The sequence below is a fragment of the Candidatus Acidiferrales bacterium genome (genome assembly GCA_036514995.1).
In the GTDB taxonomy this organism is placed as follows: domain Bacteria; phylum Acidobacteriota; class Terriglobia; order Acidiferrales; family DATBWB01; genus DATBWB01.
The window spans coordinates 1-23,733 of record DATBWB010000142.1 but is presented as its reverse complement, the minus strand read 5'-3'; the positions used below and the strand labels follow the sequence as shown (position 1 = coordinate 23,733).

At 60.2% G+C, this 23,733-nt stretch carries 26 protein-coding genes; 13 read left to right on the top strand and 13 right to left on the bottom strand.

Going from position 1 to position 23,733, the window contains the following annotated elements:
• The 4 genes from VIH17_09880 to VIH17_09865 all read left to right on the top strand — a co-directional run.
• On the top strand, positions 1-912 hold a 912-nt coding region (locus tag VIH17_09880), incomplete at its 5' end, for a hypothetical protein (protein ID HEY4683542.1).
• A 131-nt stretch (positions 913-1,043) separates the two neighbouring features.
• The gene (locus tag VIH17_09875) at positions 1,044-1,649 is read left to right on the top strand and encodes an RNA polymerase sigma factor (GenBank protein ID HEY4683541.1); all 606 of its coding nucleotides are present in this window, start codon (positions 1,044-1,046) and stop codon (positions 1,647-1,649) included.
• Positions 1,646-3,283 (top strand): zf-HC2 domain-containing protein, encoded by a 1,638-nt coding sequence (locus VIH17_09870; GenBank protein ID HEY4683540.1) that lies wholly within the window; start codon positions 1,646-1,648, stop codon positions 3,281-3,283. Before VIH17_09875 ends, VIH17_09870 begins: the two co-directional genes overlap by 4 nt.
• A 226-nt stretch (positions 3,284-3,509) precedes the next feature.
• Complete coding sequence (locus VIH17_09865) at positions 3,510-4,922, top strand: aspartate ammonia-lyase (protein ID HEY4683539.1); 1,413 nt, start codon at positions 3,510-3,512, stop codon at positions 4,920-4,922.
• A 360-nt stretch (positions 4,923-5,282) separates the two neighbouring features.
• Here VIH17_09865 and nuoI read toward each other — a convergent pair whose 3' ends face one another.
• Genes nuoI through VIH17_09845 form a run of 4 tightly spaced genes read right to left on the bottom strand, consistent with a single transcriptional unit; the run spans position 5,283 to position 7,505 of the window.
• Positions 5,283-5,750, bottom strand: a complete 468-nt coding sequence (gene nuoI, locus VIH17_09860) for an NADH-quinone oxidoreductase subunit NuoI (protein HEY4683538.1) — start codon at positions 5,748-5,750, stop codon at positions 5,283-5,285.
• A 45-nt stretch (positions 5,751-5,795) separates the two neighbouring features.
• Entirely contained in the window at positions 5,796-6,809 is a 1,014-nt protein-coding gene (locus tag VIH17_09855; GenBank protein ID HEY4683537.1) for a YpdA family putative bacillithiol disulfide reductase, read from the bottom strand.
• A gap of 3 nt (positions 6,810-6,812) precedes the next feature.
• Entirely contained in the window at positions 6,813-7,160 is a 348-nt protein-coding gene (locus VIH17_09850; protein ID HEY4683536.1) for a hypothetical protein, read from the bottom strand.
• Between the two features lie 15 nt (positions 7,161-7,175).
• On the bottom strand, positions 7,176-7,505 hold the full coding sequence (locus VIH17_09845; GenBank protein HEY4683535.1) for a hypothetical protein: 330 nt from the start codon (positions 7,503-7,505) through the stop codon (positions 7,176-7,178).
• A 30-nt stretch (positions 7,506-7,535) separates the two neighbouring features.
• On the opposite strand from VIH17_09845, the gene VIH17_09840 reads away from it, so the two are divergent.
• Positions 7,536-7,811, top strand: a complete 276-nt coding sequence (locus tag VIH17_09840; protein HEY4683534.1) for a hypothetical protein — start codon at positions 7,536-7,538, stop codon at positions 7,809-7,811.
• A 245-nt stretch (positions 7,812-8,056) separates the two neighbouring features.
• On the opposite strand, the gene VIH17_09835 is transcribed toward VIH17_09840, so the two are convergent.
• Complete coding sequence (locus tag VIH17_09835) at positions 8,057-8,752, bottom strand: hypothetical protein (protein HEY4683533.1); 696 nt, start codon at positions 8,750-8,752, stop codon at positions 8,057-8,059.
• Between the two features lie 99 nt (positions 8,753-8,851).
• Positions 8,852-9,868 carry a kelch repeat-containing protein gene (locus tag VIH17_09830; GenBank protein HEY4683532.1) on the bottom strand — a complete coding sequence of 339 codons (1,017 nt, stop codon included), beginning with the start codon at positions 9,866-9,868 and terminating at the stop codon, positions 8,852-8,854.
• A gap of 302 nt (positions 9,869-10,170) precedes the next feature.
• On the opposite strand from VIH17_09830, the gene VIH17_09825 reads away from it, so the two are divergent.
• Complete coding sequence (locus VIH17_09825; protein HEY4683531.1) at positions 10,171-10,383, top strand: transposase; 213 nt, start codon at positions 10,171-10,173, stop codon at positions 10,381-10,383.
• 176 nt (positions 10,384-10,559) lie between these two features.
• On the opposite strand, the gene VIH17_09820 is transcribed toward VIH17_09825, so the two are convergent.
• From VIH17_09820 to miaB, 4 genes are read right to left on the bottom strand one after another with little or no spacing between them, the layout of a single operon-like run.
• A complete protein-coding gene (locus VIH17_09820) occupies positions 10,560-11,384 on the bottom strand; it encodes a ParB/RepB/Spo0J family partition protein (protein ID HEY4683530.1) in 825 nt (274 codons plus the stop codon).
• The gene (locus VIH17_09815) at positions 11,377-12,138 is read right to left on the bottom strand and encodes a ParA family protein (GenBank protein HEY4683529.1); all 762 of its coding nucleotides are present in this window, start codon (positions 12,136-12,138) and stop codon (positions 11,377-11,379) included. Before VIH17_09815 ends, VIH17_09820 begins: the two co-directional genes overlap by 8 nt.
• Positions 12,139-12,179: 41 nt before the next feature.
• Positions 12,180-12,665: a bifunctional nuclease family protein gene (locus VIH17_09810; GenBank protein ID HEY4683528.1), complete on the bottom strand. Its 486-nt coding sequence runs from the start codon at positions 12,663-12,665 to the stop codon at positions 12,180-12,182.
• 7 nt (positions 12,666-12,672) lie between these two features.
• Complete coding sequence (gene miaB, locus VIH17_09805; GenBank protein HEY4683527.1) at positions 12,673-14,046, bottom strand: tRNA (N6-isopentenyl adenosine(37)-C2)-methylthiotransferase MiaB; 1,374 nt, start codon at positions 14,044-14,046, stop codon at positions 12,673-12,675.
• Between the two features lie 245 nt (positions 14,047-14,291).
• Between miaB and VIH17_09800 the strand changes: the two genes are divergently transcribed.
• The 7 genes from VIH17_09800 (at position 14,292) to VIH17_09770 (ending at position 20,395) form a co-directional block, all read left to right on the top strand.
• Complete coding sequence (locus VIH17_09800; GenBank protein HEY4683526.1) at positions 14,292-14,972, top strand: MotA/TolQ/ExbB proton channel family protein; 681 nt, start codon at positions 14,292-14,294, stop codon at positions 14,970-14,972.
• Positions 14,973-14,988: 16 nt separating this feature from the next.
• Positions 14,989-15,414 (top strand): biopolymer transporter ExbD, encoded by a 426-nt coding sequence (locus VIH17_09795; protein HEY4683525.1) that lies wholly within the window; start codon positions 14,989-14,991, stop codon positions 15,412-15,414.
• 11 nt (positions 15,415-15,425) lie between these two features.
• Entirely contained in the window at positions 15,426-16,214 is a 789-nt protein-coding gene (locus VIH17_09790; GenBank protein HEY4683524.1) for a TonB family protein, read from the top strand.
• 59 nt (positions 16,215-16,273) lie between these two features.
• On the top strand, positions 16,274-17,620 hold the full coding sequence (gene tolB, locus VIH17_09785; GenBank protein ID HEY4683523.1) for a Tol-Pal system beta propeller repeat protein TolB: 1,347 nt from the start codon (positions 16,274-16,276) through the stop codon (positions 17,618-17,620).
• Positions 17,621-17,791: 171 nt separating this feature from the next.
• The gene (gene pal / locus VIH17_09780; GenBank protein HEY4683522.1) at positions 17,792-18,535 is read left to right on the top strand and encodes a peptidoglycan-associated lipoprotein Pal; all 744 of its coding nucleotides are present in this window, start codon (positions 17,792-17,794) and stop codon (positions 18,533-18,535) included.
• Between the two features lie 127 nt (positions 18,536-18,662).
• Positions 18,663-19,502, top strand: coding sequence for an outer membrane protein assembly factor BamD (bamD, locus tag VIH17_09775; protein HEY4683521.1), 840 nt, complete (start codon positions 18,663-18,665; stop codon positions 19,500-19,502).
• Between the two features lie 443 nt (positions 19,503-19,945).
• Positions 19,946-20,395, top strand: a complete 450-nt coding sequence (locus VIH17_09770; GenBank protein HEY4683520.1) for a single-stranded DNA-binding protein — start codon at positions 19,946-19,948, stop codon at positions 20,393-20,395.
• Between the two features lie 141 nt (positions 20,396-20,536).
• Here VIH17_09770 and VIH17_09765 read toward each other — a convergent pair whose 3' ends face one another.
• The 3 genes from VIH17_09765 to VIH17_09755 form a co-directional block, all read right to left on the bottom strand.
• Positions 20,537-21,754 carry an ABC transporter permease gene (locus VIH17_09765; GenBank protein HEY4683519.1) on the bottom strand — a complete coding sequence of 406 codons (1,218 nt, stop codon included), beginning with the start codon at positions 21,752-21,754 and terminating at the stop codon, positions 20,537-20,539.
• 73 nt (positions 21,755-21,827) lie between these two features.
• Positions 21,828-22,418, bottom strand: coding sequence for a transposase (locus tag VIH17_09760; GenBank protein ID HEY4683518.1), 591 nt, complete (start codon positions 22,416-22,418; stop codon positions 21,828-21,830).
• A 72-nt stretch (positions 22,419-22,490) separates the two neighbouring features.
• Complete coding sequence (locus VIH17_09755; GenBank protein ID HEY4683517.1) at positions 22,491-23,276, bottom strand: ABC transporter ATP-binding protein; 786 nt, start codon at positions 23,274-23,276, stop codon at positions 22,491-22,493.
• Positions 23,277-23,733 lie beyond the last annotated feature (457 nt).

Here is a 23,733-nt window from a genome sequence, read left to right as displayed (position 1 = left end):
GTCGCTCTCCGCCGCTCGCCGGGAGGCTCATCGGCGATGTGGTATGATGCTTCCGAGCCCGACGTTTTTGCTTCCCTTCCCCATCTCTCCCAAGGGATTTTCCGCATGCAAATGAAGTGGAAAAAGGGTTCACTCGCTCGGCGGGTCGTGGCGCACCGCCATGGCCTGCTGTGGCTCGCGATAGCCCTGTTTGGCCTGGCAAGCCTGTGGACGGCCCTGGGGTTGCCGGTGCTGATGGTCGCCGCTCTGGGCCTCTTTCTTGCCTACGACAGCTATTTCAGGAAGAGACCGGGGGCGATTGCCGTGCCTTGGCAACTGTTGAACGTTTTGACAAGCAAAACGGCCAGGCGAAACTACCTGCTCGGCGAGGCGGTGGCGAATCGCATCCCTCACGTCCGCCCTCAAAGTGTGCTCTCGGACGATGCCGGCTTCTTGATTCTGGCCGACGATATTCCGCTTGAATTGATCGGCAAGGGCCTGCGAAGCTTGTTGCGGGATCGAGCCCGCTTGCGCCGGGCGGTAGCGCCGCGGCCCACTTTGGTCCCCACTTTGGTCAATGACACTCTCGGTGGCGCGCTGGCACTGGCCATTTTGATGACCGTCATGAGCTTTGCTGGCCGCCTGGCATTGTGGGAGCTGCCGGTGGCGGTGGTCCTGGGCAAGCTCCTGGCGCGAAGGATGAACCGCGCTGCCGTGAATCTCTTGCTCCTTTTTACGCGTTTCCCGGCGATGGTCGTCGAATCAGTCTCGACGGTGGATCCGCGCGAGCACCTCGGCTATCCCGTCTCCCCGGCGCTCTTGGGCTGTCGAGTGGAGCTGAGGCTCGTGCGGCCGGAAGTTCCCGTTGGGTGGAAGGCGCGGCTGCTTGGCCGCGTTTCGCGTCCTTCGCAAGAGGCGCCGGACAACGGGTAGGGGCACGTAGGGGCAGGTAGGGGCAAGCTTCAGCTTGCCCTCTTTTCTTAGAATCTTACTTACTTACGAGACTCTTCGTCCCGCCTGGCCGAAGAAATCTGAAATAATCGGAACGCGGACGGCGTAATGAAATGGCGAAGGCCGAAGAACAGGCAATGCTGAGTCCGGCCGAACGAGATGAGGCCATTCAAAAGGCCCAGCGCGGGGACGCGAGCGCTTTTGCCGCGCTCTACCGCGGGTACGTCCGCCGCATCTTCGGGGTGTGCTATCACATGCTGGGTTCCCCCGCCGACGCCGAGGACGCCACCTCCGAGGTCTTTGTGAAGGTACGAGCCGGGCTGGCGGGTTATAGCCTCGCCCAGCCGTTTGAAGGCTGGCTTTACCGGGTAGCGGTGAACCATTGTGTGGACTGGCTGCGCCGGCGAAAGGGCGAGCGGATGGTTTTTAGCGACACTGACCCGGCGGAAGCGGTGGCCAAGGATGAGTCCCCCGGCGCGCTGGCCGAGATGGTGACCGAGGAGGAGACCACAGCCGTGAGGAGAATCCTCCAGGAGATGCCGGCGCGGCTGCGCATTCCGCTCGTCATGCGCTTTTACAATGAGATGAGTTATGACGAGATTGCCCGGACACTCGACATGAATCGCCGCACCGTAGGCGTCATGATCTTCCGCGGCAAGCGGGAGCTGGCGCGAAGGTTGCGGGCTCAGGCCCTTCAGAGAAGGCAGGCAGCCACATGACCCACTACGATGATTTGACCTATTCCGTTTACCTCGATGCCGAGTTGGAGCCGGGCGTAGCGCGCGAGGTGCGAGCCCACCTGGCGGTTTGTCCGGCCTGCCGCGAAAAGCTCCGCGAGCTTGAAAAAGTTCATCTTCGGCTGGCCGCGGCTCTCGGGGAGGTTGCCCTGCCGGCTTCTCTGCTGGCCGCGCCCGAGCGAACGGAGCCTGTCCCGGGACTGCGATGGGTGAGCGTTCTGGCGACAGGGCTTGCGTCGGCGGGGCTGTACCTGGTGGTGAGCTTTGTCTCTCGGCTCTTCTCTCTCGAGCCACTCGAATGGCTCAACCTGGCTTCTATGGACGGGTTCTTTCAATTTTTCTTTGAGCCGCTGCGGCGGTTCATCGAGGAGGATTGGATGAAGCGCTGGATAGATTGGGCAGGGATGGGTGCCCTTGGACTTCTCTTGGCGAGCCTTTTCTACTACCTGCGGCGCATCCGCCTTCCCGCGCGGATGGCACTCGTAAGCCTAGCTCTCTTGATCATGCTGGGCGCAGCATCTCCCGCCGGCGCCGTCGAACTTCGCCGCAGACATGGTTCCTACACGCTCCCGGCAAACGAGGTGGTGCACGGCGATCTCCTGATCGGGGCCAGGGATATTCGAATCGACGGCACCATCGAAGGCGATTTAATCTCTTTCTCCCGCTCGGTCACGGTCAACGGTACCGTGAAGGGAGATTTGATTGCCTTCGCCAGGGAAATCCGGGTCAACGGAACAGTGAGCGACGATCTCCGGGGGTTTGCCCAAAACATCACCATCGAAGGGAACGTCGGCAAGCACGTGACTGCCTTCTGTCAGAAGCTCGAAATCTCGGACAAATCACAGGTCGGTTCCAACGTTTACGGCTTTGCCGCCGAAGTGCGGGTCAATGGGCATCTGCTTCGCGACCTCGTCCTTTACGCGGAAGAAACCGTTCTAGCCGGCCAAGTGGACGGCTCGGTTCGGATTCAAGGTCACCGGCTCAACGTTGCTTCCAGTGCGCGCATCCCGGGCAAGCTGTTCTATCGGGGCTACGGAAAGCCGGTAGTTGACTCCGGGGCCCAGGTCGGGGCCATGGATTTTGTCCAAAGAGTGCGCAAGCCTCGCTACACCCAGCCCCGTTTCTATCTGAAACAAGCGATTCGCTATGTTGGAGCGCTCCTCCTGGCCGCCCTGCTCATCTGGCTCGTGCCACGGCCCCTCCAGCGGGTGGTGGCGAACGTGGGTTCGCTCGGCCGCGGGGCCGGGCTGGGATTGCTGCTGGCGGTATCCATTCCGGTGGCGGCGGTAATCCTCATGATCACCATGGTGGGGTTGCCGATCGGGCTGATTATGGGCGGCTTGTATGCGGTCTTGCTCTACGCCGGGCACATCTTTGCCGGCACCTGGCTGGGAGCCAAGGTCCTTTCGCGCCCGGAAGGAAATCTGGCAAGCGTGGGAGCAGCCGCAGTGGGCTTGCTGATCTACCGCCTCTCGAAATTCATTCCCTATGTTGGCCCGCTGGTCACGCTTGTAGCGGCAGTAGTTGGCCTGGGAGCCATCTGCTTCGAGATTTATTCTCATCTCCGGCCCAGGGCCGCGCTTCCCTCAGCCCCGGCCGCCACCGCTTCGATGTAAGGGATCGTAATCTGTGTAGGGCCACGTGTAGGGGCACGTGTAGGGGCAAGCTTCAGCTTGCCCTCTTTCTCTTGCCCTCTCTCTGAAGCCCCTACATGAGCGGCCGGGCTGTCCCGCTGGCTTTGGCCATCTTTCCGCAGACAGGCGTTCGATCCCTCAATTCCCTTCTCTTCTTTCCGCGAGCCAACAGTGGTATGTTCAATCCATCCTGTGGCGAGGGCGTTCCATGAAAACACGGATTGAACGCGATTCTCTGGGCGAAAAGGCGGTGCCCGCCGAAGCCTACTACGGCATCCAGACGCTGCGGGCTGCCGAGAACTTTCCCATCAGCGGTTATCGGGCGCATCCCAGCCTGATCCGCGCGATAGGGATGGCGAAAAAGGCGGCCGCGCTGGCCAACCGGGAGCTGGGGTTGTTGGACAAGCGCCGTGCCGAGGCCATTGCGGTTGCCGCCGCCGAAGTGATTCATGGAAAGTGGAATGACCAATTTGTGGTCGATGTCTATCAGGCCGGCGCCGGCGTCAGTTTTCACATGAATGCCAACGAGGTCATCGCCAACCGCGCCATCGAGCTGCTCGGCGGCAAGCGAGGCGATTACACGGTCATCCATCCCAACGACCACGTCAATCGCAGCCAATCCACCAACGATGTTTTTCCCACCGCCATGCGACTGGCAAGCCTTTTCCTGCTCGAAGAGCTGCACGCCGAGCTCCAGCCTATGCAACGCGCCCTCGAGAAGAAGGGGAAAGAATTTGACCGGATCGTCAAGAGCGGGCGCACGCACCTGATGGATGCGGTGCCCATCCGTCTCGGCCAGGAGTTTGCCGCTTACTCGACCGCCGTCGAGCGCTCCCGGGCGGAGATTCGCCATGCCCAGGCGGGACTCAAGGAGATCGGCCTCGGCGGATCGGCCGTCGGCACGGGCATCAATACCCATCCGCAATATCAGAAAACGGTGGTCGAGCACCTGAGCCGGATTTCCGGTCTCACCTTGCGACCCGCCGAGGATTTGCGCTGGGCCATGCAGTCGAATTTACCCTTGGCCGTCGCCTCCAGCGCTCTTCGCAATTTTTCCCTCGAACTCCTCCGCATCAGCAACGATTTGCGCTTGCTCTCAAGCGGGCCCAACACCGGCCTCGCCGAAATCACCCTGCCCGCCCTCCAGCCCGGCTCTTCCATCATGCCCGGCAAGGTCAACCCGGTGCTTCCCGAGCTGGCGGCCATGGTTGCCTTCCAGGTGATCGGGAGCGACGTGGCGGTGGCTCTGGCGGTGCAGGCGGGGCAGCTTGAGTTGAATGTGATGATGCCTACGATGGCCTGGAATCTTCTGCACTCGGCTGAGATCCTCAAGAACACAGCCCGCGCTCTGGCCGGCCGCTGCATCCCGGGCATTGAAGCCAGCCTCGAACGCTGCTCTTACTTTGCCGGCGTTACCGTCGCCCTGGCCGCTGCCCTCAACCCTTACATCGGTTACAGCGCGGCGGCCGACTTGGCCAGGGAGTCGGTGCGCACCGGCCGAACCATTCTCGAATTGGCCCGCGAGAAGAAGCTCCTGGACGACGATACCCTCCGGCAGATCCTCGACCCGCAGCGCATGACCGAGCCCACCGTACCCGTCAAGCCCAAGCCTCGAGGATAACCAACCGATCTCCAATATTATTTGTGTAGGGGCACGTAGGGGCACGTAGGGTCGAGCACGTAGGGGCAAGCTTCAGCTTGCCCTCTCTCTCCGTGGTGGATCGCTTCTCGTCTCGTCTGTATTTGTGTAGGGGCAAAGGGGCACGTAGGGGCAAGCTTCAGCTTGCCCTCTCGTCATTATTTGTGTCCTTCACGACGTGAACCCCAACGCCCCGCATCTCATCAAGCACGCCGCCGACCCCCCAGCCACACCGCCGAGCCCCGAGGCACCCGCCTCGGGGATTCTGGGAAGGGAAGCTTGCCCTCTTCTTCTCCAGGCAGCAGCTTGGCGGCTTGGACACCGCGTGTTTAAAGACGGACTTTATCGCCGGGCAGCGGCAGGCATGGCCTCGAGCAGGTCTTCCTTGCGCATCACCATCGCGCTGATGTCGTAGGTGGCCAGCTCGAAGTCATGCCCGTGGATGATGGCGTCGGTCGGGCAGGCTTCCACGCAATAGCCGCAGAAGATGCAGCGAGAATAATCAATGTTGTAAACCTGGGCGTAGCGTTCGCCGGCGCTGATGCGCTGGCCTTCGGTGTTGTCAGCGGCTTCGATGTAAATACAATTGGCCGGGCACGCCGCCGCGCAAAGAAAACAGCCCACGCATTTCTCCAACCCGTTTTCGTCGCGGCGGAGCACGTGCTTGCCCCGAAAGCGACCTTCGAAATAAACCGGCTCGTCAGGATAGTTTTCCGTCACCGTGGGTCGGAACAGGTTGACCAGGGTGACGCGAAAACCGCGCGCCAGCGTGATGACCGTCTCGCCGATCTCCCAGAGAATGTTTGCCATGAGAAGATATGCGAAATTTCAGTATAGCGGCCGCATGACACCCGGTCAAATCGGCGCTACTTCCCCGCCTGCGGCGGGCAGGCCTGCCAAGGCACGAGCGATGCGGGCGCCATGGAAGCGGCCATTTTCAATAAAGATTTCGTTGCTCTTCAATCCGGCCACGATCACCCCGGCCAGATGGATACCCGGGACATTGCTCTCGTAGGTCTCCGGATGGCACTGGGGCCGCTGCGAGACCGGGTCGAGTTCGATGCCATGGCGGCGCAAGAACTCAAAATCGGGATGGTACCCGATAAGGGCAAAAACAAAATCGTTCCGAATTCGTTGCTCGCCCGATGAAGGCCGACCGACACCATCAGAGCAAACGATCTGGTCACGTTCAATGCGGGAGACGCGGGTGCCGAACAAGGCTTGAACCTCTCCCGCCCGGATCCGATTCTCAATGTCGGGGCGAAGCCAATACTTGATGCTTTCGCGAAGCTGGGCCCCGCGGTGGATGAGAGTGACCCGGGCACCGCCGCGAAAAAGGTCGAGTGCTGCCTCGGCAGCGGAGTTCCCTCCCCCGATCACCGCAACATCCAGGCTGTAGAAAGGATGTGCTTCGCTGTAATAATGCGAAACCTTGGGCAGATCCTCACCGGGGACATTCAACAGGTTAGGCAAATCGTAATATCCCGTCGCGATGACCACTTTTTTGGACTCGTACCGGTTCTCAATTCCCTGCTCCGTCCGCGTGGCGATTTCGAACTTCCCGTCGTGGCCGGCGATATGCTCCACGCGCGCGTACAAGCGCAACTCGAGGGCAAAGTGCTGGGCAACTTTGCGATAGTACTTGAGCGCCTCGAGTCGCGTAGCCTTCTCGCCGGCCGTGGTCATCGGAATGCCCCCGATTTCCATGAGCTCCGGCGTGGTGAAAAAGACCATATTGGTTGGGTAGTGAAAAAGCGAATTGGCCAGACAGCCCTTGTCGATGGCCAGCGTCCTGAGCCCGGCGCGATTGCTTTCGATGGCGCAGGCGAGACCGGTCGGCCCCGCGCCGATAACGATTACGTCAAGCATCGCCTATCCCTCCTTCTGCAACAGGCGCTGTCGAAGGGATTCACTCATCTTGAGAATATCAGGCGCCCAGGCGTGGAGGCTTTCCAGATGGCGCAGGGTGGCAACCAGCCGGGCAGTTTCTTCGCCGGTCAAGGCGAGCTGATAAACTTCCCCGTCAGGGTTCGCGCCAACCACATCGCGAAATTTGAGAAGAAGCCGGTCGTCCTCCGTGAGGCAATCGCTCTTTACCTCGAGGGCATCGAAATCCACCGAGAACCCCTCACCCTGTTTCCTCAGCATGGCGGGATAGGTGGCGCGAATCAGGCTGATGAGCAGCAAGATCAGTTCCTGGCTGTTAACGGAATATTTCACCGCCTCCCCCCGACGTCACTGAATCCCGGCCAATCTCTCTTCCAGCTCTTCGGCAAATCGGGCCAGCTCCTCGAGCCGCTCGTCCGTGGCCGGCACCTCATATTGTTTCCAAACGAAGGCTTTCCCGTGTTCCTTGCCGACCAGGACCGAGATGTTGCCCTCAACCAGCCAACCCGGCTGGCCAAAAATCCGCCAATGGCCGCTCGGCCTGGCTTCGAGAAGGGCCGCGCAGTTCCCCTTTTTGGCGCCGATGTTCGAGGGATAGATAGGAAAGCCAACGAACTCGTATCCCTGCCGGGCCAGTTCCTCGAGCTTTTTTCGCTGTGACTCGGTAAGTTCCACCACTTCTTATCTCTTCGCGGTAGAATCCCGCCCATGGACCCGCCCATGGAAATGCCGCGCAAGTGGAAATACTGGATTCCCCTTGTGGGCGTATTCTACGCGCTCAAGTCCTGTTACGAGGCCCGGGCCAACTTCCGCGCCTGCCGCCGCGGTGATCCCTTCTACGTCGTAGCCGGCCTGCGCTATCTTCGCGCCCAGCAGCAACTGACCATCAGCTTCTTGATCAGCGTCCTGGCCGTCCTTCTTGCCGCCATCGCCAGCGGCCTCCTTTCCCTCCTGCGCCTGTTTCCGGGAATCTTCCCTGGCTAACAGAAACAAAGGGTTCCGCTGCCTTTCCTGTCTTAACAAGGTGCTGAAAAACCCTCCCGCTCTGTCATTCCGAGTCCCGATGTTGTCTATCGGGACGAGGAATCTGCTTTCTTTTCAGTGCGCGTCAGTCACAAGCAGATTCCTCGCTTCGCCCTGCACCGGACGGTGCAGGGCTTCGCTCGGAATGACGTGCGCACCACTTTTTCAGCAGCCTGATAAAGCCACGGCGCTCGCGAACGGCCGGCTCAATGCTTCCAGTTCCGAACACTTGCCCGGAGCTCGGCGACTGTATGGCCGCGAATCTTCAACAGATGAGAGTGCGAAACGAGGTTCTTGGCCAGCAGCGAGCCGTCCGTTGCGCCAGCGACGGCCCTTTGGAGGTGTTCGGCGTGACCCGGCAGGCGTGGTTCGAGCGAGATAACGGCGGCTGCGAACTCCATTTCAGGATCGTTGGCGCGATGGCGGGCGGCCTTGAGGACCATGCCATATCCATCCAAGCCTTTGGCCGGGTTCCCTTTCCCGAAGGCCCAATCAGCCTGTTTGTACGCCTCGACGAGGTACCCGGCGTCGAAGAAAGCCATCGCGTCAGGATTGCCCTTGCCCTCCGCCTGCTGCGCCCGCCGCAGAAGCCGCGAGAGCAGAGCTTGCCGGATTCGGGGGTCTTTCATGGCATAGACGGTCGCCCGGCGAAGGGTCTCCATGCGCACGATGACGGGAGCGTCCGGCGTGAGCAGGGCCAGGGTGTCTTCAACCAGGCGGTTGACGTCGTAGTCCGCCTTGATCGCCCTCCAGGAACCTACACCCCAGGGCAGCGACTTCGCGCCGCCGATCTCATACGGCCAGCAGATCAGCGGCGGGCCTGCTTCAGCAGAAGGAAGGAAAACAAAGAGGAGCGTGACAACGATTCCCACCGCCACCCAAAAACATTTTGTGCAGCTCATGCGTCGGTACCTCCCGATTGGTCTTGCTTGTCGAAAACTAGGACGCCGCAAAAAAGGCCAGCGTTAACAAGCCGGTTCGAAACGAAGAAGCGAAGCGTCTCATGGCCGGTAAATCCACGCGGCGGTAGTGGCCTCGTCCGTGTTTCCGTAACCCCCAGTGATCACGACGCTGCCATTCGGCAGCAGCGCCGCTGCCGCGAAGTAGCGTGCCTTGGCCAGGCCGCCGTCGGCCAAAAGGAAGCTGCCGGTGGCCGGGTCGTACACCTCAACGCGCTCAGCTCCACCGGCAATGAGCACCTTCCCGTTTTTCAAAACGAGAACGGTCGAGTGAAACTTGAATCGCGCAGCGTTCATCCTGCCAGCCATGTGGAAGCGAGCCGTAGTTGGATCGCAAAGTTCGGCGGTGTTCTTTTGCCCGCGCCAGTCGCGTTCGTCGGAACCGCCGAGGATGAGCACGCGACCATCCGGCAGCACGGCGGCGGCGTGCTTGTGCCGGGCGGTGCTCATGCTGCCGACGGGCGTAAACCGCCTGCTCAGGGGATCGTACACCTCGGCGCTCGCCAGGACGCGGCCATCCGGGCCGGTCCCGCCCGCAACCAAAACTTTGCCGTCTTTCAAAAGGACCATCACGTGGGGAATGCGGGCGGTGGACATGGGGCCGGTAGCGGTGAATCTTCCTGTCACCGGATCAAAGAGTTCTGCGCTCGCGAGATTGCGCTCACCATCCGAGCCTCCGGCAATCAGAACCTTGCCATCGGGCAGCAGAACGGCAGCGTGGGAGCTGCGCGACGTGGTCATGGGCCCTGCGGGAGTAAAGGTTCCGGTCGAGTGGTCGTAGAGTTCAGCGCTCGCCACCGCCCGCCCCTTCCACTGCCCGTGCTCCCTGTAGCGACCCTCGAGACCCCCGCCGATGAGGAGCTGGCCGTTGGGAAGAAGCGTAGCCGTGTGGCTTACGCGCCGGGTCAACATGCCCGCAGCAGGACTAAATCGGCCCGAGGCAGGTTCGTAGAGTTCGCAACTCGCGAGGAAAACCCCGTTGCGCTCCATGCCTCCAGCCATCAGGACTTGTCCATCGGGCAATGTCGTTGCGGTATGCCCAGCACGAGGCGCAGCCATGCTGCCCGCAACCGAGACGCTTCCCGCAGCTCTCGACCTGTTCGATGACGGTGCCCCCGTGACGAAAAGCAAGCCGGCGAGAATCACGGAGACAAGAACAGTCTCGATGATGGTGGCGGACTCAAAAGGTGATCGGAATGCTCGTTGCATGACGCGAACTTCCTCAGCTTTCCGCTTTGCACGAAAACACGCTAAAGTCGCAGGGAGCGTTGACAGGGTGCTGAAAAACTCCCTGTTTGGAACTGCGAATGCCGTTTAGTCGGCACGAAGGCCAAAAGCCGCGTTTTGAGCGGCCAATCTCCATGTTGAAACGCATGAAGACCGCGGCCTATCAGCTCAGTCAGAAGCTCCGCAAGAAAGCCGAGCAACTCTTCGGCTGGATGAAACAACCGGGCGGAGTGCGCAAAGTGCGTCACGTGGGCCGCTGGAAGATCCAGCAAGTGGCGTACCTGTGGGCGGCGGCCTACAACCTGCTGCGGCTGGTGAACCTGGAAGCGCTGGGTGCCGCTGAATAGAGAAAATCGAAGAAAGGAAGAGGTGCAGAAGAACGAAACACGGATGCCTGCGGAGCGCAATCGGAGTCGGCCCCGTCGTTTTTTCATGCTTGGCCGCATCCCCATCTCAAAAGTCACCCGTTCTTCAGCACCCTGTTAAGCTTCCGCCCAACGCGAAATACAGGGACAAGCAAAGGTCAGCCGCGCTCGAGAGACTCCAGGATGGCTCGCAGCGTGGCAATCAATTCCTGTCTGGAGACTTGCGATTTGCGAAACTGGATGCGAAGGCTGTATTGCTCATCCGGCGGTTTGAAGGCAAACACGAACGGCTTCGGCCGGCCCTCTTTGTCGGCGCGCCGCTCGGCGCGGGCTTCCTCGCGGGTAAACCCCCCGTGAGCAAAGCGCTGGACCAGCTCGGCCATTTTCCTTTCATTTGACTGGCGGGCCACCTGAAGGAGCATCGACTTGCTCACAACCCCTTTCTCCGTGCAAAGCCTTCGAATGGGCTCGGGAATCTCGCGCAACGTCAAGGTCTCCGTCACCGACGGCCGCGACTTGCCGATCCTCCTCGCTATTTCCTCATGGGTGTAGTCGAAACCGCTCGCCAGTTGATGCAGCCCCTCAGCCTCTTCAAACGCCGTCAAATCTTTCCGCTGAAGATTTTCCACCAGCGCCAGCTCCAGCGTTTCCGCGTCGTCAGCAATCTTTTCAATACAGGGTAGTTCAAGCAGGCCGGCCGAACGAGCCGCGTGATAGCGACGTTCGCCGGAGATGATGATGTAGATGTCATCGCCGGGCGTGTAGCGCACCAGCAGCGGCTCAAGCACACCCTTTTCCCGGATCGACTCAGCCAGCTCGCGCAACTCCCCAAGCGCCTTGCGCGGTTGATTGGGATTGGGGCGAATCTTCTCCACCGGGATCATGCGCCCCACCGCGGCGCCGCTGTATGACGTCAGCGCCTCCACGTAGTGGGCGTCGTGACGCATCTTGATGGTGATGGGAAGGCCGGCTTTTCTAGACACGTTGGAGAACCTCCAGGGAAAGCTTCTTATACTCGCTGGCGCCGGATGAGTCGGGCGCATACGTCAAGATCGTCTCTTTATAGGCCGGGCTCTCTTCCAGGCGTACGCTCCGGCTGATCTTGGTGCGAAATACCTTGTCCCCGAATACCGCCTTGATCTGCTTGTAGGTGTCCTGAGCAACCGAGGTGCGCTTGTCGAAAAGGGTTATCAGCACACCCAGGATCTGAAGCTCCGGGTTCGGCCGCGAGCGCACCCGTTCGTAGGTCTCCAGCAAATCGTCCGTCCCCTCAAGCGCGTAGTAAGTGGACTGGATGGGCACCAGCAGATGGGTGGCCGCTACCAGCGCGTTCACCGTCAGCAAACCCAGCGCCGGTGGGCAATCAATCAAGATGATCTCAAAATCCTTGCGGATGCCTGCCAGCGCGTCTTTCAGCTTGAACGGAGCGTCGAATTGGCCGGCAAGTTGCTGCTCCACTTTGGCAAGAGCAATGCGCGATGGGGCAACACATAGGTTCTTCGTCTTCGTGGCCTTGATGATCGTCGGAAAATCAGCATGATGGTCGGACAGCACATCGAACATCGAGCTCGTAATCTCTTGCGGCTCCATAAACGTGATCGAGCAGTTGGCTTGGGGATCGAGGTCGATGAGAAGAGTCTTTTTCCCGCGCTCCGCCAGGGCGGCGGCGAGGTTGATGGCGGTGGTGGTCTTGCCAACGCCGCCCTTCTGGTTGGCAATCGCTATGACAACGGACAAGCTGGGCTCCGGTTTGAACCTCCTGTAGTCCGCACCGACTACTACATCTTATACCTGCCTAAGTCCTCGTCGTTCAAGCCCTCCAGCCATTTCCGTAGTTCCTCATTGCTGACTTTATCGGAGACGGCGTTGACAATCTTCGAGGACTTCAAGACCGAGTCATCCACATAAATAGGGCAATCCAGGCGCAGGGCCAGAGCCAGGGCATCGCTCGGGCGCGAGTCAATGGACATGATCTGCCCGTTGCGCTTGAGCCAGATCAGCGCAAAAAACGTGTCGTCGCGGAGCTCGTTGACCACCACCTTTTGCACTTGAACGTCAAGCCCCAGCAAGAGATTCTTCATCAGGTCGTGGGTCATGGGACGCGGCGTCTGAACCTTTTCGATCTCGAGCGCGATCGCATTGGCCTCATAGACTCCCACCCAGATCGGCAAGACGGCGCTTCCGTTCACGTCTTTCAGGACCACGATCGGCATGTTGGTAACCGGGTCCATCATCAGTCCGCGAATCTTCATTTCGATTTCCATCTTGGCCTCAATTCTGGGTTGCCATTGCTCCCCAAAGCAAGCCCCCCTCCACTTCGCCGATCAAAGAATTGGGCCCGGCTTGCGTCACCCGAACCCAAACGTAGTCGCCCGGCTTGACCGAACCATTGTCCGAACCGTTGTCCGATCCGTTACTCGGAAAATTCACCGTGCGATGGCACGACGTGCGCCCGCTCAACTGACCTTCGCGCCCCTGACCTTCCACCAACAGCTCAAATCTCCGGCCGATGAGCGACTGATTTCGTCTCTCCTGGATCGCCCGCTGGCGGGCTTGCAGCTCGCGCAAACGCCTCCCCTTCTCCTCCTCCGGGATTGCGTCCCCGAGCGCCAGCGCCGACGTCCCCGGCCGCCGCGAATATTTGAAAGAGAACAGAGAATCGTATTGAGCGTAGTCGAGCAAGCTCAACGTTTCCTCGAAGTCGGCTTCCGTCTCGCCGGGAAACCCCACGATGATGTCCGTCGTGATGCTAATAGCACGTTTTGCGCAGCGGATACAATCAATTTTCTCGAGATACTGTTCGCGGGTGTAGTCGCGTTTCATGCCCGCCAGCACCGCCGTCGAGCCCGATTGCACCGGTAGATGAACGTGATTGCACAACACCGGATGGGCTTCGATGGCTTGCACGATCTCCCGCGTGAAATCGCGCGGATGCGAGGTGGTAAAGCGCACCCGCCGCACCCCGCCCACTTCGCCGGCGGCGCTCAGCAGCTCGGCAAAATTCCATTTTCGCGCCGAGGGATCCCGATAGGAGTTGACGTTCTGCCCCAGAAGCTGGATTTCGGTGTAACCAAGCTCCACCAGCGCCCGCGCTTCCGCAAGCACCGATTCGCTCGTGCGGCTCCGCTCCGGCCCGCGGGTCATCGGAACGACGCAATAGGCGCAGGACTTGTCGCAGCCCTCGATGATGGTGATGTAGGCGCGGAAGGGATTGTCCCGCCGCGTGAATTCCGTTTCAAAGGTCTCTTCGGTATCGAGGCTCAGCCCCGTCAAGCGCCGCTTGCCCGATTCCAACTCGGCCAGAAGCTGCGGAAGCTTTCGATAAGAGGCTGAGCCGCATACCAGCCCCACCCACGGAGCCCGCTCGAAAATGCGCTCGCCCTCTTGCTGCGCCACGCAGCCCAGAACGGCGATGGTCTTGCCGCCGTTATCACGCTTGAACTGGCCCAGCCGCGAAAAAACTTTTTGGGCGGCTTTTTCCCGGATGCTGCAGGTGTTGTACAGGATGAGGTCCGCTTGCCCGTCCGTCTCCACCTGGCGATACCCCCGGGAAATCAGCAGCCCGGCAACCTTTTCCGAGTCGTGCGCGTTCATCTGGCAGCCGAAGGTTTCGATGTAAAAGGTTTTCGCCCCAGCGTCGGCCATGGCCCCTGCCCTTCTATCGGATCCTCGGCTGAGTCTTTCTACAGCGATGTCAAAATGCGCGCTCATGAGCGATCGATTTCCTGATGATCGTGACGTCCTCGATTCTACCATACGGAACGGAAACTCGCCGCGCCAAACAGCGCCGGCAACGGTTGTGCTTAATCTCGCATCTCTATTCGTTGACGCATCATTAAGGCTATGTTAACTTTTGAAAGTTACGCTGTCACCTCCGAGCAAGGAGAGACGTGGGTCTGTACATTCTGGCTGAGGCAAACGTCAGCCATCTGCTGCTGCAAACCGGTTGGGTCGCCCGGGCCACCCTGATTGTCCTTGTCCTCTTCTCCATTTTTTCCTGGGCTATCATCCTGCAGAAAATTTTCCGCCTGAAGAAGGCAAGTGGCCACACCGCCCGCTTTCTTGACCAGTTTCGGCAGACGCTGAAGCTGGTGGAGCCGCAGATGTACGGCGCGGCATTCGGCTCGAGTCCTCTGTTGAGTCAGTATCGTGCCGCGTATGCGGAAATGGAAAGCCAGGTAGGAGCCAACAATCCGCATGGCAAGCTTAAAAGCTCGGACGCCATAGAAACCGCCGCCAGGCTGGCGGCAGCCGCCGAAATGCAACGCCTGGAAGCCCGCATGAGCTGGCTGGCGACCACCGCTGGAGCGACGCCCTTTATCGGCCTGTTCGGAACCGTCTGGGGAATCATGGGCGCCTTTATGGGACTGGGCACGGCTGGCGCTGCCACCTTGCGGGCCGTCGCCCCGGGCATTGCCGAGGCTTTGGTCACCACCGCCGCCGGCCTCTTTGCCGCCATCCCCGCCTTGATCGCTTACAACCAATTCGTCCATCGTATCCGCGACTTCGGAACCATTATGGACAACTTCGCGATGGAGTTCCGGGTCCGCGCCGAGAAGCTCTACACCTGACTCGGGAGAAAAAACCATGCCAAGTCCTGTGAGCCGCGAAGCCAAAACGCAGAGTTCCCTGGCGGACATCAACATCACCCCGCTCGTGGACGTCGTTCTCGTCTTGCTGATCATCTTTATGATCACTGCCCCGGTGCTCCAATCCGGCATTGATGTCAGCTTGCCCAAAACTCGCCAGGTGGAAGAGATCACCGAAGAAAAGTTGGTGGTGACCATTGACCGGGCGCAAAGGGTCTATCTGGGCAATGAGCCGATGAACATCCATCAGCTCGGCCCAAGGATCAAAGCATCCGCCAGGGCGGGAGCCCGGCAGTCCGTATTTCTGCGCTGCGACCAGTCCGTGCCCTTTGGCAGCTTTGCCACGGTCATGGATGAGGTTCGCCAGGCCGGCATTGTCAACATCAGCGTCGTTACCGAACCGCTCGCCGCAAGGAAAATGTAGAAGGCCCTGCTATGGGAGCATTCGCCATACCCGCGCCGCCGCCGGAGAAATGGGGGAGACCGCTGGCCATTTCCCTGCTCTTCCACGGTTTGATGCTGGGTGCCATCTTCCTCACCGCCTTCTATCCCTTTCGCCGCGGCCCGGGTTGGGGTTATGGCGTTGGCGGGGAAGGCGCCATCAGCGTGACGGTGGTGAAAAGCCTCCCCGGGATTCCGTTGCCTTCTCCCGAAGCGCAAACCCTGAGCAAGACCGTGGACTTGACGAAAGGCCTGTATAAATCCGAGCCCAGGCCGAAAAGGAAGGAGCTGGAGGCAACCCCACTCCCGAAATTTGAGAAGGAGAAGCCGGAGGTCTATCGTTCCCGGCCATCGCGCGTGGACGAGGTCAAGGAGCCGCCCCTTGTCGGGGCCATCCCCTACGGTCAGGGCGGCGCTCCGGCCCTGCCCTATGGACAGTTCCAGGTGGGCACGACAAGCGCCGGGATGGAATTCGGCGCCGAAAGCGGTTTCGGCGAAAAGTTTCCTTGGTACGTGGACGCCGTGCGGCGACGCATCAGCTCCAACTGGCTGATCACCACCATTGACCCTTCCATTCAGTGGGCGCCACGCGTCATGCTCGCCTTTGAAATCGCCCGCGACGGCAGCGTCTTGAACACTCAGTTCCTCCGACGCAGCGGCCTCGCCAGCGTGGATCGAGCGGCGTTGCGCGCCGTACAGGATTCAAGCCCCCTCGATCGCCTCCCTTCGGAATTTCGCGGCTCTCGGGTGTCAGTCGAGTTTTGGTTTGATTTCCGGCGGTGAGTAGGGGCAAGCTTCAGCTTGCCCTCATTTGGGGCGGTGTATCAGTCTTGAGGAGTCCGATGGCACCTCGCAAAACCATCTTTGCCCTTCTTCTCTTGCTGATTCTTATGACCCTTTGCCGGCTTGCCCCGATTCGCTCGGGGCTGGCCGCCGCCCAGGAGGACTGGTTTCGCACCGGTACCGGACTCGGCGCCGAACGGGTCAAGCTGGCCGTGCCGGAATTCACCGCCCGCTCGCCGCAGGCGGCTCCGCTCGCCAAAGTTTTCAACCAGACTTTGAAGGCTGATTTGGAATACGCCGGAATCTTCGAGGTGTCGAGCTCGAGCTTCTACCCGTTGAAGCAGCCGGCGACTCCCTCTGAAGTCACGGCCGCCGATTGGAGCGAGCCGCCCCTCCAGGCGCACGTTCTCGTCCTGGGAAATCTTTCCACCGAAGCCAATCAACTCATCGTCGAAGCCTGGGCGCTCGACGTCCGTAATGCCCGCTTGCCGGAGATTGTCGGCAAGCGCTACCGCGACCTCCCCGCCGAAGAGGCCGCCCGCCGCCTCGCCCACCAATTCGCCGACCAGATCGTCGTCCGCCTCGGCGGCGGCGTCCCCGGCATCCATTCCACCAGGATCGTTTTCATCAGCAACCGTTCCGGCTCGAAAGAGCTCTGGATTTGCGATTATGACGGCTCGAACCCCAAACAGCTTGCTCGCCTCCGCTCCATCTCCCTGGCCCCAAAGTGGTCGCCCGACGGTCTCCGCATTGCCTTCTCCTCCAAGGTCGGCAACAACTGGGAGGTCCAAATTTTTTCCCTCGAGACGGGCAAACTCCTTGCCTTCCCCCACTACCGCGGTCTCAACACCACCCCCGCCTGGTCGCCCGATGGCCTTCAGATCATCTTTTGCTCATCCATGTCCGGTGATCCGGAGTTATACCTGGTGGACTGGAACGGGACCAACCTGAAGCGGCTGACCCATGTGCGCGGCGTCGAAATTTCCCCGGCCTTCAATCCCAAGACCGGCGGCCAGATCGCTTTTGTTTCCGATCGTGGTGGCTCGCCGCAAATTTATATGATGGATCGCGACGGCGCCAACGTCCAGCGCATCGCCGGCGGCGAGGGCTACGTGGTGGATCCGTCTTGGTCGCCCAACGGCCAACTCCTTGCCTTTTCCTGGCGCCGGCCTAACGGGAACTACGACATGTACGTCATGGACGTGGCGACCAGAGAAGCGCGCCAGTTGACCCGCGATGCCGGCAGGAACGAGCATCCCTCCTGGGCCGCCGATGGCCGGCATCTTGTTTTTCAATCCAATCGCACAGGTTCCTGGCAACTCTGGACCATGTTGGCCGATGGCTCCCTGCCCCGGCAGATTACCCAGGGCGGCACGAATGAGGCTCCCAATTGGGGACCGCCATAAACGGGGATACCGGTTCAGCTCACCGGCTTCTGCCCGTGGGACTCTAAACGCATTCTTGCCGAATTCGGTGTCCCGGCGCAGTTTGATTGTGGTACGATTCCCGGTTTGATAGCGGTTAGGCGGCTTTTTCATCTTCTGCCCGATGCCGCAACTCGCTGAGGAGGAAGCACCATGTCAGGAAATCGCAGGTGGAGTTTCGTAGCGGCGCTTGGTCTGTTCTTCTTGGTCATGTTTATCGGCGCTTGCCAGAAAAAAGTGGCGCCGCCTCCGCCTCCCCCGCCTCCGCCACCGCCGCCGGCGGCGCCCACCGTCACCCTGCAAGCCGCTCCATCCACCATCTTGCGCGGTGAATCTACCAACCTGAGTTGGTCTTCGACCAACGCCACTGATCTCGATTTATCGGATGTGGGCAAAGTCGCCCCCGAGGGTTCCACCCGCGTCTCCCCTGGCGATTCAACCACCTACACCATCACCGCCAAGGGCCCCGGCGGCTCCGCCGACGCCAGTGCGCGGGTTACGGTGAACGTCCCGCCGCCCCCGCCTCCGCCTCCACCGGCGCCGACGATTGAAGAACTCTTCGCCCGCTACGTCAAGGATGCCTTCTTTGACTTTGACAAATCCGACCTTCGGCCGGACGCCCGCGAGGCGCTCGCCGCCGATGCTGAATTCCTGCTGGCCCACGCGGAGGTAAAAATCCTGGTGCAGGGCCATTGCGACGAACGCGGTTCGAGTGAATACAACCTCGGTCTCGGCCAGCGCCGCGCTGACGCCACCAAGGATTTTCTGGTATCGCTCGGAGTGGCCGCTGACCGCATCGCCACCGTCACCCTGGGCAAGGAATCGCCCTTCTGCGCCGAGCACAACGAAGATTGCTGGCAGCAGAATCGCCGTGGCCATATCTTGATGGCCAGGTAAGTAGCGGCGTCCCGATGTATCGGGACGCCCCCTGCTTGCGGCCCCCTTGCCCAAAGGCCCGTGCCCCGGCCCCTATATCGCTACGCCGGGCCGCGCCTTTGCTTTTCTGAGGGAGGAATAAGCTTTGATGAAACGCCTTTGCACGCTACTTCCCCTTCTTTTGGTGGCGCTCCTGCTGGCGCAGCTCCCCGCCGGCGCCGTTGCCAAGGAAATCATCCAATTGCAACGCGACGTCGCCCTCCTGCAACAGCAGGTGCGCGACCTCCAGCAGTCGGTCACTCAGAACCATGCCGTCCTGAAGACGCTCGTTGAGCAGGCCACCGACTCCGTCAACCGCATGAACGCTTCCCTGGCCACCTTGCAGAAAACCGTCCAGGACGCTCAGGCCAACACCAATGCCCGCACCGACACCCTGGCCGGACAGGTGCAAGCCCTTGCCGACGGCCTCGAGGAGGTCAAGGCGCGCCTCGCCCGGCTTTCCCAGCAGTTTGCCGATACTCAGGGCGTGATCCAATCCATGGATGCCAAGCTGGCCGCTGCCGCTCAGCCGCCCCCCAGCGCCACTCCCCCGGTGATCACCCCGCCGATGAGCGGTGAAGTGCTCTACCAGAACGCCTTGCGCGACTTGAATGGCGGCAAATTTGATCTGGCGCGCCAGGAGTTCAATGACTATCTCAAATATTTTCCGGCAGGCGAGTTTGCCTCCAACTCCCAGTTCTACATCGGCGAGACTCACTACCAGCAGGCAAGGTATGCCGAAGCGGTAGTCGCCTACGACAAAGGCTTGCTGAACTACCCCAGGGGCAACAAGGTGCCCGAATCCTACCTCAAGAAGGGCTTCGCATTGATTGAGCTGGGCCAGCGCGCCGCCGGCTCCCGCGAACTGCGCATTGTCGTCCAACGCTTCCCCAACACCGACGCCGGTCGCCTCGCCCGAGAACGCCTGCGCCGGCTAACAACTCCCTAGGGAGCACTGCTGAAATTGCTTGACAACCATCTGCTACAAAAACCCCGAAAATCGGCCATCTCTTCCGGTTGTACGTCAAGCTAATTTTGCACTGGTCTTTAGTGCCGTTCTGTTAGAGCGTCGGGGCTTCAGCCCTGACATTGCCGCCTCTTACCCTCCCCGCCCGCATTGTCATCCTGCCCGCACATTGTCATCCTGAGCGAAGCGAAGGATCTGCTTGTCCACTCCCTACTCCCTACTACCTACTCCCTTCCTCTGTGTCCTCTGCGGTGCCTTCTTCGTTGCATGGTTGCTCAGCGGTTGGTCGGACCAATGCTTGATGGGCTCTGTCTTGAGTCTTGGGTCTTGAGTCTTGTGTCTTCGCTTTTCGCTTTTCGTTTTTCGATCCCGCCTATATACTTCTCGCCGGCACCCAACGCTCGGCACTCGAAACGAGGTGTTCCATGACCGTCAACCGCGTAATTCTCGTCGGCCGACTGGGCAAGGACCCGGAGATGCGTTACACGCCGAACGGCACGGCGGTTTGCAAATTCTCTCTGGCCACGGACGAAGGCTGGCGGGATCAAACCGGCCAGCTCCAAAAGCGCACCGAGTGGCACAACATCGTCGCCTGGACCAAGCTGGCTGAGAACTGTCAGAAGCTGCTCACCAAAGGGAAGCAAATCTACGTCGAGGGGCGCATCCAGACAAGACAATGGGACGACCGCGACGGCAACAAGCGCACGACCACCGAAATCGTCATCGGCACCATGCGCCTGCTCGGCTCACGCGCCGAAGCCGCTGCCGCTGGCGCCGCCGCCGCCGCTGAGGCTGCTCCAGAAGTACCCGTTCACGGTGAACCCGAAGAACCAGCCGCCGGACCCGTGGTGAGCGATGAAGATATTCCCTTCTAAAGTCTTTGACTCTTAGACTTTTAGACTCTTGGACTTTAGCTTCGACCCTTCGACTCCAACTTTGCCGAACGCTGTCATTCTGAGTCATTTGTAGGGGCAAGCTTCAGCTTGCCCTTCCGGTTTCTCTTTTTATTTTCTATGTTATTCGTACCGCAACGCTTCGATGGGGTTGAGCTGGGCGGCCTTTTTGGCCGGGTAGTAGCCGAAAAACACGCCGACGCCGATGGAAAAGACGACGGCGGTAACAATCGCAATCGGCGAAATAAAAGTCGGCCAGCGCAGAATCCCGGAAACGAGCGAGGCGCTAGCCCAGCCGAAAACGATCCCCGCCATCCCGCCCAGGATGCTCAAGGTCATCGCCTCCAGCAAAAACTGCCGCTGAATGTCCCACTCGGTTGCGCCCACGGCCATCCGAATGCCAATCTCGCGCGTGCGCTCCGTCACCGAAACCAGCATGATGTTCATGATGCCGATGCCGCCGACAATCAACGACACCGAGGCAATGCTGCCGAGCAGCATGGTAAAAATGCGGCCGGTCTGCTCGGCAAGCTGAGCGACGTCGGACTGGGTGCGGATGAAGAAGTCGTCCTCCTCGTCGGGCCGAAGGTGGTGCCGCTCGCGGAGGAGTTGGCTGATTTGGACTTGGGCCGATTCAGAAGCCTCGCGGGAAATCGCCGACATGGACGTAAAATGCAGCCAGGTGATCCCGGCAATCTTCTTCTGTACCGTCGTATAGGGCGCCATGATGCGGTCGTCCTGGTCATCCCCCATGGCCGATTGCCCTTTGGAGGACATCACGCCCAACACGCGAAATGGCAGGTTGCCAATGCGGATCGTTTTCCCGACAGGGTTCTCCGGCCCAAAGAGATTGTCCACCACGGTTTGTCCCAGGACGCAGACGTTCTGAGCCGCATCCACATCTTCTTCGGAAAAGAGCGTCCCGGCCTGCACCGGCCAGTTGCGGACTTCAAAATATTCCGGGGTAGTCCCCAGGATGCGAGTATTCCAATTCAGGTTGCCATAAACCACCTGGCCGCCGGCACCGACGCCCGGCGCGCCACTCCGAATCAGCGGCACCTCGCGCAGGATGGCCTGAAGGTCGTCCACCGTGAGGCTCTTGGTTTGAGAGGCGCCCATGCGCATCCCGCCGCGGTTCACGCTCCCGGACACGACAAAGACGGTGTTAGTGCCAAAGCTTTGGATTTGCTCCTGCGTTTGTTGCGCGGCACCCTGGCCAACGCTCACCATGGCGATCACGGCGCCGACTCCGATAATGATGCCGAGCATGGTGAGGATGGACCGCATCTTGTTCCGCGCCAGCGCCCGCAGCGCCAGCCGAATCGTTCCCCAGAAATCCATCGAGCCTCCTATAGTAGGGGCGGTTCGGGAACCGCCCTACTTCCTACCGCCGTTCGTGAACCGCCCCGGCATCCTACCACGGTTCGCGAACCGCCCCTGCTGTCTCCTGTCCCCACCGCAAGGGATTCGTCGCAATGTATTCGCGGATCTTGTTCAATTCATCCTCATTCCGAACAATGTGTTCGTAATAATTCCGTTGCCAAACCCGTGCGCCACGCACATTCCGAATTTCGTTGATCCGTTGGGTGGAAATCGTTTTGAACGCCCCGATCAAACGACCCAGGGGTTTGCGTTTAATTGCCGTTGTAGGGGCGGTTCGGGAACCGCCCCGGCATTCTGCGGTTGTAGGCGCGGTTCGGGAACCGCCCCTTGCCGAACCGCCCCTGCGTCCCTCGTCGGTGATTACAATAATCCCATGCAGATGGTTGGGCATGACAATCCATTCATCCAAATCCACGTTCGGGTATCGTCGGGCCAACCATTGCCAACACAGCGCCGCCATTTTCCCATATTCGTTCAATCGCACCACACCGTCGGTTACCTCGCCCAACAGATGTTCTCCGTCACTCGTGCACACGGTGACGAAATACGCTCCAGCCTGCGAATAATTGTAGCCGCGTAACCGGATCGACCGCCGATGATGTATTTGGGGATCGTATTTCACGCCAGTTCCTATCGGAATGGTTCTTTTGTAGGGGCGGTTCGCGAACCGCCCCTACACCTTCACCAACCGCCCCTACATTTCTTCCTCCTCCTCTTCCCCGACGACCGGCAGCGTTGGCAGAACCTCGCGGGCATAGGCCCGGTTCGCGACCACCGTATCCCGCTGAATTCTTCCATCCCGGAAGATAACGTTGCGCTTGGCGTAGCGGGCAATATCCGGCTCGTGGGTAACGAGGACCAGGGTAAGGTTTTGCTCGTCGTTAAGCCGCTGGAAGATTTCCATCAATTCGACGCTGGTCCGGCTGTCGAGGTTCCCGGTAGGCTCGTCGGCCAAAAGGATGGCAGGCCGGTTGACCAGGGCCCGCGCAATGGCCACTCGCTGCTGTTCCCCGCCGGAAAGTTGGCTCGGGAAGTGCTGCCGGCGGTCTTCGAGTCCAACTCGCCGGAGAGCGTCGATGGCCAACTGTTCGCGTTCCTCGAGTGACAAGCCGGCATAGATCGTCGGCAGCTCCACGTTTTCGAGCGCCGTCGTCCGCGCCAGCAGGTTGAACTGTTGGAAGACAAAGCCGATTTTACGGTTGCGCACCCGTGCCAGCTCGATTTTGCTGAATTCGCTGACATCGTGGCCCTCGAGCATGTACCGCCCGCGGGTGGGCCGGTCGAGGCAGCCGATGATATTCATCAAGGTGGACTTACCCGAGCCGGAAGCTCCCATAATCGCCACAAATTCCCCCGGATGAACCTCCATGGTGACACCCCGCAAGGCATGCACCTGCACTTCGCCCAGGTCATACACCTTGTGCACATGCTCGAGATGGATCATCGTCGCATTTGTGGCGGGGTCTGCATTGGTCGCCATCGGATTCGTCAGGGACATATTTCTCTTTTCTCTTTTCCGATTTCTATTTGTTCTCTTTTCTATTTTCCATTTTCCATTTTCTGATTTCTCTTTGTCTCTTCGCCTCTTCCACTTTTCGACTCTTGGACTTTAGTTTCATCTCTTCGTCTCCCCGCCTCCTTGCCTCTTACCTCGGCCCAGCACTCAACGCGCAGCACCCGACACATCCTTCGTAGCGCCGCCTTCCAGGCGGCTTTCTGTCAAGCGTTTCAGGTGTCAGGATCGAGCGAAAGTCTCCTAATTCGGTTTGACGATTGTGAACTCGTCTCGGTTTCAGGTTTCTAGGGTCAGGGTTCAGCGAAGGCCCGCCCCCCCTCAGCGGCCAAGCGTCGTGTCAGCTTCTCTCTTCCGCACTCGGCACTCGACACTCGGCACCCAGCACTCGAAACGAGGTGTTCCATGACCGTCAACCGCGTAA